This is a genomic window from Pedobacter sp. (assembly GCF_965249885.1).
GTDB lineage: Bacteria > Bacteroidota > Bacteroidia > Sphingobacteriales > Sphingobacteriaceae > Pedobacter.
Genome location: NZ_OZ252254.1, coordinates 2,380,323 through 2,393,616 on the forward strand (window position 1 = coordinate 2,380,323; position 13,294 = coordinate 2,393,616).

The 13,294-nt window shown below is 38.6% G+C and carries 11 protein-coding genes; 4 read left to right on the forward strand and 7 right to left on the reverse strand.

Annotated features, from left to right (window positions below; all coding sequences use genetic code 11):
* The first annotated feature begins 101 nt into the window (after positions 1 to 101).
* Together ACY2A0_RS10235 and ACY2A0_RS10240 are read left to right on the forward strand one after the other, a co-directional pair.
* Positions 102 to 803 carry a ComF family protein gene (locus tag ACY2A0_RS10235; RefSeq protein ID WP_461789357.1) on the forward strand — a complete coding sequence of 234 codons (702 nt, stop codon included), beginning with the start codon at positions 102 to 104 and terminating at the stop codon, positions 801 to 803.
* Positions 800 to 2,185: a hypothetical protein gene (locus tag ACY2A0_RS10240; protein WP_461789358.1), complete on the forward strand. Its 1,386-nt coding sequence runs from the start codon at positions 800 to 802 to the stop codon at positions 2,183 to 2,185. The genes ACY2A0_RS10235 and ACY2A0_RS10240 overlap by 4 nt, the downstream gene beginning before the upstream one ends.
* 113 nt (positions 2,186 to 2,298) lie before the next feature.
* On the opposite strand, the gene ACY2A0_RS10245 is transcribed toward ACY2A0_RS10240, so the two are convergent.
* Together ACY2A0_RS10245 and glyA are read right to left on the reverse strand one after the other, a co-directional pair.
* Positions 2,299 to 5,061 carry a PAS domain S-box protein gene (locus ACY2A0_RS10245; protein WP_461791439.1) on the reverse strand — a complete coding sequence of 921 codons (2,763 nt, stop codon included), beginning with the start codon at positions 5,059 to 5,061 and terminating at the stop codon, positions 2,299 to 2,301.
* Positions 5,062 to 5,101: 40 nt separating this feature from the next.
* Entirely contained in the window at positions 5,102 to 6,373 is a 1,272-nt protein-coding gene (gene glyA / locus ACY2A0_RS10250) for a serine hydroxymethyltransferase (RefSeq protein WP_461789360.1), read from the reverse strand.
* A 174-nt stretch (positions 6,374 to 6,547) separates the two neighbouring features.
* Between glyA and dxs the strand changes: the two genes are divergently transcribed.
* Positions 6,548 to 8,476 (forward strand): 1-deoxy-D-xylulose-5-phosphate synthase, encoded by a 1,929-nt coding sequence (gene dxs, locus ACY2A0_RS10255; RefSeq protein WP_461789361.1) that lies wholly within the window; start codon positions 6,548 to 6,550, stop codon positions 8,474 to 8,476.
* 46 nt (positions 8,477 to 8,522) lie between these two features.
* Positions 8,523 to 9,449: a GDP-L-fucose synthase gene (gene fcl / locus ACY2A0_RS10260; protein ID WP_461789362.1), complete on the forward strand. Its 927-nt coding sequence runs from the start codon at positions 8,523 to 8,525 to the stop codon at positions 9,447 to 9,449.
* Positions 9,450 to 9,484: 35 nt separating this feature from the next.
* Here the strand turns inward: fcl and rlmN are convergent, their stop codons facing one another.
* From rlmN to ACY2A0_RS10285, 5 genes are all read right to left on the reverse strand, one after another.
* Positions 9,485 to 10,534, reverse strand: a complete 1,050-nt coding sequence (gene rlmN / locus ACY2A0_RS10265) for a dual-specificity RNA methyltransferase RlmN (protein ID WP_461789363.1) — start codon at positions 10,532 to 10,534, stop codon at positions 9,485 to 9,487.
* A 2-nt stretch (positions 10,535 to 10,536) separates the two neighbouring features.
* A complete protein-coding gene (locus ACY2A0_RS10270) occupies positions 10,537 to 10,818 on the reverse strand; it encodes a Txe/YoeB family addiction module toxin (RefSeq protein WP_461789364.1) in 282 nt (93 codons plus the stop codon).
* Positions 10,794 to 11,000, reverse strand: coding sequence for a DUF2683 family protein (locus ACY2A0_RS10275; protein ID WP_461789365.1), 207 nt, complete (start codon positions 10,998 to 11,000; stop codon positions 10,794 to 10,796). The genes ACY2A0_RS10270 and ACY2A0_RS10275 overlap by 25 nt, the downstream gene beginning before the upstream one ends.
* A 117-nt stretch (positions 11,001 to 11,117) precedes the next feature.
* Positions 11,118 to 12,653 carry a flotillin family protein gene (locus ACY2A0_RS10280; RefSeq protein WP_461789366.1) on the reverse strand — a complete coding sequence of 512 codons (1,536 nt, stop codon included), beginning with the start codon at positions 12,651 to 12,653 and terminating at the stop codon, positions 11,118 to 11,120.
* Position 12,654: 1 nt separating this feature from the next.
* Complete coding sequence (locus tag ACY2A0_RS10285) at positions 12,655 to 13,221, reverse strand: hypothetical protein (RefSeq protein ID WP_461789367.1); 567 nt, start codon at positions 13,219 to 13,221, stop codon at positions 12,655 to 12,657.
* Positions 13,222 to 13,294: the final 73 nt, after the last annotated feature.

Sequence of the window (13,294 nt, forward strand, 5' to 3'; positions counted from 1 at the left end):
AACGGGCTTTTTACAACCCATACGTTGCTTATAAAAAGTAGATGAGCTGATAGGTTTGCTATGACTTGTCGCTACAAAAATTAATTTGCTTATCTTGTATAATGTTTGCCTTAAAACGTTATACCGAAGATTTAGTTAATTTACTTTTTCCAGCCTTATGCAATGGTTGCGGAAAACTACTTTATCATGGAGAGCAATACATCTGTTCGCATTGCTTATTCGATTTACCCCTAACCGATTTTCATCTCTACGAAGATAACCCCGTAGCTAAGCAATTTTGGGGACGCTTGCCTTTATATGCTGCTACGGCCATGCTGTATTTTAAAAAAGGTACTAAAGTTCAAACGCTGATGCACAGCCTAAAATATAAAAACCAGACGGAAGTAGGAGTTAAGCTGGGGCAACTAATGGGAACGAAATTGAAAACCAATAAAGTATATGAAGATATCGATCTGATTATCCCCGTTCCTTTGCATCAAAAGAAACTTAAATTAAGAGGATACAACCAAAGTGAGTATATTGCAAAAGGTTTGGCCCAAGAGCTTGATTTGCCAATGGATGTCAGAAGTTTGTATAGAAATAAAGCTACCGAAAGTCAAACAAAAAAAGCCAGATATCACAGATATGAAAACATGCAAGAAGTATTTGGTGTTACTGAAATAAGTGAGTTAGCAGGCAAGCACATTTTGCTGGTTGATGATGTAATCACAACCGGGGCTACGCTTGAAGCGTGTGGAAATGTTTTGTTAGCTCAAGGGATTAGAAAATTAAGTATTGCTGCATTAGCCTTCGCTGAACAATGAAGAGTTTAAATTTACTTGTCATATTAACTTCAATTATCTTGTTCTTTGCGGCTTGCAATAAGGACGAAGAGATTACTTTTGATCCAAATGCAAAGCTGAGCTTTTCTACTGACAGCGTGCTTTTTGATACCGTTTTTACTTCAACTGGATCCACTATAAGGAGGTTTAAAATCTTCAATTATAATGATAAAGCTATCAATATTGACGAGATTAAGGTAGGCGGTGGAGCAAATTCTCCTTTCAGCATTAATGTAAATGGCCGGCAAATGGTTGATGGTAAAAATATCAAAATCAATGGTAAAGATTCTATCAACGTTTTGGTTAAGGTAAATGTTAATCCATCTGCAGAAAATCAGCCCTTCGTAGTACAAGATTCCATTTTGATGTTTTTCAATGGCAAGAGGGAAAAAATGCCACTTTTATGTTATGGACAAAACGCCATCTTCTTACGCAATACGATCATCACTAACAATACCACTTGGAATAGTAAATTACCTTATATCGTTTATAACTCCCTAACGGTTGCGGAAAATGCTACGCTTACCATAGCTGCTGGTAGTAAAATCCTTTTTCACAGCGGATCCACACTAAATGTTAAGGGAACGCTTGTAGCCAATGGCACTAAAACGGACACTATTTTATTCGCCAGTGATAGAACCGAACGTATTTACGAGGAGGAGCCGGGTCAATGGAATGGTATACATCTTTATAGCACTAGTAAAAATTCGGTAATTAACCATGCTACTATTAAAAATGGCATTGCCGGAATCACCGCCGACTCATTATCTACTAATAATAATCCAAAATTAGTGCTTGCCAACACCATAGTTAAAAATATGCAAGTAGTCGGTTTTTTGGGATATCATACGCATCTAGCAGCCTACAATAACTTATTTTACAATTGCGGACAATACTTAATTTATGGCGTTGGCGGAGGAAAGTACGATTTTGCCCAAAACACTTTTGCTGCTTTCAACTTCAATTTTGCAAGGCGTACCTCGGCTGTTTTTCTGTCCGATTTTATAAGCAATACGCAATACAATGCCTTAAATGTAACGCTTACCAACAGCATCGTTTGGGGTAGTTTGGAAGATGAACTTTTGATAGAGAAGAAGACTAATGCAGTTACTACAACAGACATCAAAAATAACCTGATTAAAACAGCTCAAGCGAGTTTCAGTGGAAATGGTAACATCGTTAACACCGATCCGCTGTTTCAAAATCCACGTCAAGGTAACTACAGGTTAAACGATGGCAGCCCAGTGATTAACAAAGGACTCAATCTAACAAGCCATCCCTATTTCACCAGATATTTAACGGAAGATATTAGGGCTGTAGCAAGAATATTCCCCTCTGAATTAGGGTGTTACGAAAAAAGATAATTTTTTTGATATTTCTGAAAACTTTTTAGATACGCTTCTCGTTTATTATATCGAGAGCGTTAATTTAGATGGTAAGGGTCGATCATTCCACTCGGAATATCGGCCCTTTACTTTTACCCCAGAAAGTTGGAGATCACTTTTTTAATCTCGCTTGGATTAAACGGTTTAAGTACATGATCATTCATGCCACTTTCTTTAAATTTGCTCTTTTCATTATCAAGGGTAGAGGCCGTAAGTGCTACGATGGGTAAGTTTTTGTAATATTCATCGTCCATCCCTCTAATAATTGTAGTGGTTTCAAAACCATTAATACCGGGCATTTGTATATCCATTAGTACTAAATCGTATTTTTTGGTAGTGATAGCTTCGATCGCTTTATATCCGTCCGATACAAAATCAATTTGCAGGCCCCAGGTAGTTAAAATTCGCTTAGCGATCAAGATGTTAATTTCATTGTCGTCAACCACCAATACTCGCTTACCTTCAAAAAGTATTTTTTTGGCTTTCTCGGTTTCCTGTATTCCGAAAGTTTTTTCAAAGTTGATGGTAAAAGAAAATGTAGTTCCTTTACCTTCCGAACTTTCCACCATTATTTCTGATTGATGCAGGTTTAACAATCGCTTGGTGATGGCTAGGCCCAGGCCAGTACCACCATATTTTCTAGAAATATCTGATTTGGCCTGGGTAAAAGTCTCGAAAATATATTCCTTTTTATCCGAAGGAATGCCTATACCATTATCCTTAACTTCAAATTTAACGCTGATTTGATTAGCAGTTTCATTCACAACACCAACTGTGAGTTCTACCAAGCCATGATCAGTGAACTTTATCGCATTACCCAACAAGTTCATCAAAATCTGATATAGTCGGGTTTTATCTGCTAGTATTAGTTCGGGTATGTTTTTATCGAAGTTGAATTGTAATTGATTAAACTGTTTGTTAGCGCTTACATATAAAGAGCTAATGATATCATTACATAAAACTTGAAGGTTAACTGGTGAAAATTCCAAGTGGAGATTTCCAGTTTCTATTTTAGTAAAGTCCAGTACATCATTAATGATGTTTAACAGATTCTCTCCCGAAAATTTAAGTATATTTAAATCATCAATTTGCGACGGTTTAGGATTGTTTTCTAGCAAAAGATGAGTCATCCCGATGATAGCGTTAAGAGGAGTCCTTATTTCATGACTCATTACCGATAAAAACATTTCCTTTGCCTCGCTAAGCTGCAATGCTTGTTCTTTAGCTAACAAAATGTCCTTTTCTACCTGTTTTCTTTCAGTGATATCTGCAATTAATTCAATGTAGCGCTCTACTATTCCTTTATCGTTAAGTATTGGCGTGTTAGCAACAGAAAGCCAAATTTTATTGTTGTTCTTTTTTTGTGCTAAAACCTCTATAGAGAAAGACTTTTTTCGTTCGGAGGCATTCCTAGCATCTAATACTACCTTTCTATCGGTTTCAGCGGTGGATAGTACGTCTCCCAACTTCTTCCCATAAAGTTCCTTTGCAGAATAGCCTATCAGCTTTTCCAGTGCCTCATTAACCCAAGTTATTTCCCCATTCTGATTACAAATGGAAACACCTGTATTTGTTTTGCTAGCTACCGTCGAAAGTACTTCCAGTTCCTGCTCTGCATTTTTTTTGTCGGTGATGTCAATAATAATCTCAATTTCGGTTTCAACACCGCCTTGAGGGCTTAAAACGATGGTGCTATAAATGGATAGCCATATTTTACTTCTATCTTTTCTATAAGCTAGTATATCTACTGTAAAAGATTTTTTATCCTTAATTAATTTTCTGGCATTTTCTATAACCGACCAATCTGTTTCAGGACCTCTAATTAAATCTCCTAAAGGCTTCCCTTGTATGTCTTCTAGTGTGAAGCCTGTTATGGATGTAAATGCATCATTAGCCCAACTTACGCGGTTATGCTCGTCGCTAATTACTACGCCGTTGTTTACCTTGCTAGCCACCAATGACAGATGGAGTAGTTCAGTGTCTATCCGCTTCTTTTCGGTGATATCTCTGCCGTGGCTAAACCATCTATCGCCTTTGGAGGCCATGCTCCAGCTCAGCCACTTTATATTTTTATTTTTGTCTATGACCCTAAAATCCAGAGAAAATAATTTTTGTCCATTCTTAAGGCCATCTTCAATGTATTTAATGATTCGAGGAACATCTTCTCTATAACAGAAGCTCCACATGCTTTTGCCCAGTACTTCGGTGATCTCGTAGCCAAGCATATTATATGCAGCCTGATTCGTAAAAAGAATGTCGCCGTTGCGATTTAAAATACAGTGGATTTCTGGGGATGCATCAAAAACGTTAATGAACTCTTCAGAGCGTTTTGTTTGAGCTTCCAATTGAAGGTTTTTTCGTCTAAGCGAAAGATGGGTGATGATCTGTTGGGAAAGCGTTTGAAGTGCTTCGGCCTGTGCCGGGTTCAAGAGTTTTTCCTCATCGTCCACCACACATAAACAACCGAGCGGAAATCCATCAGTATCAACTAAAGCCACGCTAGCATAGAAAATGATATTGTCTTGAGCTTGCAATAGTGGGCTGCCTTCAAAATCCTTGCTTAATCGGATGTTAGCCACCTGATAAAGTTCGCTACTGTACATCGCATACTGGCAAATGCTACCCAATCTAGCGAAGATCCGTTGCTTGGTAATTAAGCCGTGAGAAGCTTTGAAGACGATGTAGTCTTGGTCTACAAATGAAATGTAAGATTTTTTAGTAGACGCAATTTGAGCGGCGAGCTTAACCAGATTGTCCAGCTCATTATTTAAACCTTCTCCGAGTACATCATAAGAGTAGAGCGCCTGAATGCGCTGCTCCTCGGCTTCTGCACTTAGAGAAGGTGTATTTAACATGATAAAGTAATTAAAAGGTAATTTATTTTACCTAATATAACTATTTATAAAGAGGGAAACGACTTACCAGCGATTGAACTTTTTCTTTTACATTGTTTAGCACAGTATCGTTCTCCGGATTCGTCACCACTTCATCAATTAAATCAACAATTTCTGCCATTTCACTTTCTTTAAAACCTCTTGAAGTGATAGCAGCGGTTCCAACTCTGAACCCAGAAGTTACAAACGGCGATTTGTCGTCAAAAGGAACCATGTTTTTATTCACGGTTATATCGGCTTTGCCTAAGGCTTCTTCCGCTAATTTTCCAGTGATGTTTTTATTCCTAAGATCAATTAACATCAGGTGATTATCTGTACCACCAGAGATAATGCCATAACCTTTGGCTACAAATGCCTTTGCCATTGCTTGCGCATTTGCACCAACTTGCTTAATGTAATCTCCATATTCATCAGTTAAAGCTTCGCCAAAAGCAATTGCTTTAGCAGCAATAATATGCTCTAAAGGGCCACCTTGGGTTCCAGGGAAAACGGCCATATCTAGAAGGTTCGACATCATTCTTGTTTCGCCTTTTGGTGTTTTTAAACCAAATGGATTTTCAAAATCCTGTCCCATCATAATCATACCTCCACGTGGACCTCTCAACGTTTTGTGGGTAGTTGTAGTAACTATGTGGCAGTGTGGCAGTGGGTTGTTCAACAATCCTTTAGCAATAAAGCCAGCTGGATGTGAAATATCTGCCAAAACAAGAGCGCCAATTTGATCAGCTACCTTACGAATAAAAGCATAATCCCATTCTCTAGAGTAAGCAGATGCCCCGCAAATGATCAATTTTGGTTTTTCTGCTAATGCTACTTCTTCCAATTTAGCGTAATCAATTAACCCATCTTCTTTTTTTACGCCATAAAACAAAGGTTGATACAATTTTCCAGAGAAATTTACCGGAGAACCGTGGGTTAAGTGCCCACCATGCGACAAATCGAAGCCTAAAATTTTATCTCCAGGTTGGATAACAGCCAACATTACCGCTGCGTTAGCCTGTGCACCAGAGTGAGGTTGTACGTTCACCCAAGCGGCACCAAAAAGTTTTTTTGCTCTTTCAATAGCGATGTTCTCAATCTCATCTACTACTTGGCAACCCCCATAGTAACGTTTTCCTGGCAAGCCTTCGGCATATTTGTTAGTCAGCACTGAACCTGCCGCCTCCATTACCTGTTTGCTTACAAAATTTTCTGAAGCAATAAGCTCCAGTCCGTGCTCTTGTCTGTCTAGTTCTTTGTCAATTAAATCGAAAACTAAAGTATCTCTGTTCATTATTGGAATTATGTATTTTCGGTAAAAATACTCAAATAATTAGGTATTACAATGAATAGTTGTGCATAACTAAGTCATTCTCATTAACATTGAAAAAATAAGGCAGTTAATTTGAAATAATTATTACTAAAATTATTAAACAAAATGCCGTAATTTGTGCTTTTATAACATTACATGGAAGTAAAAACAGGGCCATTATTATCTACGATAAATTACCCAGCTGATTTAAAGAAGTACAGTGAGCAGGAGCTGGAGCAAATTTGTCAGGAGTTACGTCAATATATTATTGATGTTGTGAGTGTTAACGGCGGCCATTTCGGTGCTAGTCTTGGTGTGGTTGAGCTTACTGTAGCTTTACATTATGCACTAAATACCCCTTACGATAAATTGATTTGGGACGTAGGACACCAAGCTTACGGGCACAAAATTTTGACCGGCAGAAGAGGCCAGTTTCATACGAACAGGATTATCAATGGCATTAGCGGTTTCCCTAAAATTAGTGAAAGCGAATATGATACTTTTGGCGTTGGTCACTCTTCCACTTCTATTTCGGCTGCCCTGGGAATGGCAGTAGCTTCCCACTACAAAGGCGAAAAAGATCGGCAACATGTAGCTGTTATAGGTGACGGAGCCATGACTGCAGGATTAGCTTTTGAGGGCTTAAATCATGCAGGTATCGAAAAATCTAACGTTTTAGTGATCTTGAATGACAATTGCATGTCTATCGATCCTAACGTTGGTGCTTTAAAGGAATACTTAACAAGCATCACCACTTCAAAATCATACAATCGTTTTAGGGATGATGTGTTTAATGTGTTGACCAAGCTGTCGGAACTTGGCCCTAACGCACAGAAATATGTAAAGAAAATTCAAAAGAGCATTAAAGGCACACTTTTGAAGCAAAGTAATTTGTTTGAAGCTTTAAATTTCAGGTATTTTGGCCCGGTTGACGGACACGATGTTAAACGTTTAGCCGCTATTATAAAAGACTTAAAAGATATTCCTGGTCCTAAACTATTACACTGCGTAACAGTTAAAGGAAAGGGATTTGCCTTGGCAGAAAAAGATCAAACTAAGTGGCATGCGCCAGGTCTTTTCGATAAAATTACCGGAGAGATTAAAAAACCAGTAATTGACAAACCACAACCTCCTAAATATCAGGATGTATTTGGACATACGATGGTGGAGCTGGCCGAAGCGAACAAGAAAATAGTAGGAATTACGCCTGCCATGCCTTCTGGGTGCTCATTGAATATCATGATGAAAGCCATGCCTGAGAGAGCGTTTGATGTAGGGATTGCAGAACAGCATGCGGTTACATTTTCCGCAGGTTTAGCTACACAAGGACTAGTTCCTTTTTGTAATATTTATTCCAGCTTTATGCAAAGAGCCTACGATCAGGTAATACATGACGTAGCGATACAAAACTTAAACGTAGTTTTTTGCTTAGATAGGGCAGGCTTAGCAGGGGCAGATGGCGCCACACACCACGGAGCTTATGATCTCGCTTTTATGCGTTGTATTCCAAACATGGTGGTGGCATCGCCAATGAATGAAGAGGAACTTCGTAACATGATGTATACCGCCCAGCAAGAGAATATGGGACCATTTACTATTCGATATCCCCGTGGAAATGGGGTGCTGCCAGATTGGAAGCGACCATTAAAGACATTGGAAGTAGGTAAAGGGCGTAAGGTTTGCGATGGTGAAGATGTAGCTATTTTAACGATAGGTCATGTAGGGAACTTTGCCGTTGAAGCTTGCAAAGAGCTAACTAGCGATGGAATTACTCCAGCGCATTATGACTTACGTTTTGTAAAACCCCTAGACGAAGCATTATTGCATGAGGTATTTGCACGTTTTAGCAACGTAGTTACAGTAGAAGATGGATGTTTGCAAGGCGGAATGGGCAGTGCGGTGCTAGAATTTATGGCCGACCATAATTACAAAGCAAATGTTATTAGGCTTGGTATTCCAGACGAGGTAGTAGAACATGGCGAACAGCCAGAGCTATGGGCTTTATGCGGTTATGATACTTCGGCAATTATTTCTGCGGTAAAAAAAATGGCAGTAAGTAGACCTACTAAAATTATGGCTTCTTAGCCTTATTCAATCATCCGTAAAGGAAAAAGCTTTTAAACAGGTAAAGTTGGAAAAGAGTTCTAAAATTTTTGTGGCAGGCCATCGAGGAATGGTGGGGTCTGCTATTTATCGTAAACTTCAAAAAGAGGGTTACTCAAATATCATTACCAAAACTTCTAGTGAACTAGATTTAAGAAATCAACAAGCGGTTGCAGATTTTTTTGCTTCAGAAAAACCTGATTATGTTTTTTTAGCGGCTGCGAAAGTGGGCGGTATTGTAGCTAACAATACTTATAGAGCCGATTTTTTGTATGAAAATTTAGCTATCCAAAACAATGTGATCCATCAATCATACCTTAATGGCGTTAAAAAATTGATGTTTTTAGGCTCAAGCTGTATTTATCCTAAAATGGCTCCACAACCTTTAAAGGAAGAATATTTATTGACGGGTTTATTGGAACCAACTAATGAGCCCTATGCTATTGCCAAAATCGCTGGCATTAAGATGTGCGATGCGTATAGAGATCAATACGGATGCAATTTCATTTCGGTGATGCCAACTAATTTGTATGGATTAAATGATAATTATCACCCTGAAAATTCGCATGTATTGCCTTCGTTAATTAGAAAGTTTGATGAAGCAAAAAGTAATGGTAGCAAGGAGGTAGTAATTTGGGGGACTGGATCGCCCATGCGTGAGTTTTTGTATGCCGATGACTTGGCCGATGCTTGCTACTATCTGATGGAAAATTATAGTGAACCTAATTTGATCAATATCGGTACGGGCGAAGATCTTACCATTAAAGACATAGCTTTAGCCGTTAAAAAAACCGTTGGATTTGAAGGTCAATTGGTATTTGATACCTCTAAGCCAGACGGAACCCCACGAAAGTTGATGGACGTTTCCAAACTACATAATTTAGGTTGGAAGCATCGGATTGAACTGGAAGAAGGCTTGAAGCTTGCTTATGCGGATTATTTGAGTAAGAAATAGCAGTTTCTAATAGTTTATATTCCTATGAATATAAACTAGTTCTTTTCTTTCACCGCTAGTTGTCCGCAAGCCGCATCGATATCCTTACCACGGCTACGACGGATATTAGTGGTAATGCCTTGCTTTTTTAGGTAACTGGCAAAAGCATCAATTTTATCACCTTCGGCATTAATAAAATCCGCAAATTGGATCGGGTTATACTCAATAAGGTTTACCTTACAAGGAACGTGCTTACAGAATTTGGCTAATTCCATGGCATCCTGTATTTCGTCATTAAAATTATTGAAAACGATGTACTCGTAAGTGACAGGATTTTTCGTTTTTTGGAAATAATATTTTAGCGCTTCGGCCAATGCTTTTAAAGAATTATGCTCTGTAATTGGCATAATTTCGTGACGTTTTTGGTCGTTAGCTGCATGTAGCGACAGTGCTAAGTTGAATTTTACACCATCATCGCCCAGCTTTTTGATCATCTTCGCTATACCAGCGGTAGAAACAGTGATACGTTTATACGACATATTTAAGCCATCTGGAGCCGTAATGCGTTCAATAGATTTTAGTACGTTGGCATAATTAAGCAACGGCTCGCCCATACCCATGTACACGATATTGGTTAGCGGAATGTTGTAATTCTTCTTCGCCTGTTGGTCAATCAACACTACTTGGTCGTAAATTTCATCAGCGTTTAAATTACGCACACGATCCATGTAGCCAGTGGCGCAAAACTTACACGTTAAACTGCAGCCCACTTGCGAACTTACACAAGCAGTCATTCGCTCTTCCGTTGGAATTAGTACACCCTCTACAATGTTTCCATCATGCAATCGGAATGCATTTTTAATGGTATGGTCGTTGCTAAATTGCGCATTGCTAATTTCCACCGTATTGATCGTATAGCCTTCAGTCAATTTTTTACGAAGGTCTTTTGACAGATTGCTCATCTCGTCAAAATTACGGGCAGATTTTTCCCAAAGCCACTGATAGACTTGCTTAGCCCTAAATGCAGGTTCGCCCATAGCTGCAAAATGTTGGGCCAACTGTTCGAGGCTTAATGAACGGATGTCTATCTTTTTAGTACTTTGCATTATTATTTATCGTTATAATGACCCATTGCAGAGATGATATAGACAAATACAATATCCTCCTCAACTCTATAAATTGATCTATCCTTCTTGTTTATTCTTCTTGACCAATATCCGGAAAGATCGTTACGTAGAAGTTCTGGTTTGCCAGTACCTGTGTACGAATGCTCCGAAAGTTCGGCAACTATTTGATTTATTTTCTTAATTGAAGCTGTATCGCCCGATTTGAAGTGTTTTCGGAAATGCTCATCTGCTAACTTCTCTATTTTAACCCTAAACTTTCCCATACATTATTTGGGTCTACTTCTTTAAATTCCCCTCTTTTCTCAGCATCCTTAATCATCTTTAAGAAGGCAGGATCATATTTTTCATCTTCTTTTTTCTCAAAAGGAATTTTCAAAGCCTTAGCTATCGCTTTAAGGGCGGCTAGTTGTTCTTTGTTGGCAGGGTGCATTACTAGTGTTTCCATTTTCAAGATTTGATATTGAATAACAAAATTGAATCTACAAAGTTACTTAAAAAGATTGAGGCTTCGAAAACCTAATTCCGAAGCCTCTACTATGAAACTTTAACTATGAAATTCGATTTAAGCTTTCACGTTTTGATCGTTAGCTTCTATGGTTGGAGCGTCAGGTTTATCTTCGCCTTTTAAATAAGTAGGTAAGTTTAAACCCGCCATATTAAAAAGATCATTTAAAGGTGGCACAGTTTTCATCATTCCCGATACAAAATTAGCAGTAGATCCGTTGCCATTTTCGCCGTTAGCAGCACCCGAATCCCAAACGGTAATTTTATCAATTTTGATGTTTTTAACCGCTTCTACTTGTGTTTTAACCAACTCAGGTAATTTCTCAATTAACAATAGCTGGAAAGCCTTGGTAGGGTCGCCACCAGCAGCGGCAACAACTTCACGATAGCCTTCGGCTTGTTTAGTCAAAATTTCAAATAAACCTTTTGCTTCCGCTTCCATTTTGGCATAAATCGCATCGGCTTCACCTTTTGCGTTCTCTCTAATGGTTTCCGCATCAGCTTGAGCCTGTATAATGGCTCTTTGTTTAGCGATTTCTGCAGGTACAACAATGTTTGCGATTTGTGTTGCTCTTTCTCTTTCAGAACGAGCTTCCTCTGCTTTCTGCTCGGCTAAATAAGACGCCTCTAAAGCTTTTGCTTGTTGAACTTTTTCTGCAGCAACAGCAATTTTTAAAGCTTCTGCTTCTTTCTCGCGACGTAAAGCATCAGAGCTTGCGATCTCGATTTTTGCTTCATTTTCTCCTTTTACAGCAATTGCATTTGCTTCCGAGGTTTTAATACGGGTATCTCTTTCTGCTTCCGCTTTACCAATAGCTTCATCTTTAAAAGCCGATGCAATGCTAATTTCCCTATCTTTTTGGGTAATGGCGATTTTCACATCACGCTCACGTTGCGTTTCTGCAATCTGCACATCTTTTTCCCTATCGGCGATGGCCTTACCAGTTTCACCAATTTTAGTTTGTTCAGCAACGCTGATGATGGCTTCGTTAATAGCTTTTGCTGCTGCCTCTTTACCTAGCGCTTCGATATAGCCGGATTCATCCTTGATATCGGTTACGTTTACGTTGATCAGTTTCAAACCGATTTTCTTTAACTCGGTATCTACGTTTTTAGAAATGTTATCTAAAAATTTATCGCGATCAGAGTTGATTTCCTCGATAGTCATAGTGGCAATCACCAAACGCAACTGACCAAACAAAATATCTTTTGACAGCTCTTGGATATCGGAAGGATTTAAGCCTAGCAAACGCTCTGCCGCATTATTCATGCTCTCTGGTTCGGTTGAAACTGCAATCGTAAATCTACAAGGTACATCAACCCTAATATTTTGCTTACTTAATGCGTTAACTAAATTGGCTTCGATAGAGATTGGCTTTAAATCCAGATAAGCAAAATCTTGAATTACTGGCCAAATAAAAGCACCGCCGCCGTGTATACATTTGGCAGATGTGCCACCAGTTTTCCCGTAGATTACTAAAATTTTATCAGATGGACAGCGTTTATAACGAGCTATCAAAGCAGATATGGTCACAAAAATGACGATAACTGCAATTAAAATTACGGTAATAGGCGATTGTAAGAGGTTTTCCATGTTATAATTTTTCTACTAATACTAAGTTGTTACTTTCAATTTTGATGATTTTTATGGTTGAGCCGCTAGCTATTTGCTCATTATTGGTGATGGCATCAATTTCGCGGAAAGTACCGTTCACACTCACTTGAATTTTTCCAGTACCACTTCTGTTTTCGGGAATGCGGAGGTAAACAGAACCGGTTTTATGCAGTACTGACTGGATTTTAAATGAATTGTCTTCGGCTAACTTTTGTAGTTGTTTGATTACTGCAAAGAAGATGAGGATGAACAAAACTCCCACCACTACAGATAATATGACCAAAATTGGTCGATTGTCAATTAGGCCATAAAAAGAAATGCCCGTCCAACTAAAGCCTAGCAGAAAATTGATTAGGTTTCTGAAAGTGAATAATTGAAATGGTGCCTCAACTCCGTCTAAATCACCATCAAAATCAGCGTGAACTCCATCGCCAGTATCGCTGCCAATAAAGGTCATTACAGTTTGAATTAAAAAGATGAGGCTTACGGGTAGGGCCAAATACCAAAATACCCTTAGTAAGGGTTCGAGATTGTGTAGTGCGTCCATAGATTTGTTCGGTTACTTATCTCGCTAATATAACGAAAAAAGTAGATTTTTTGAACAAAAACGCAATAATCGT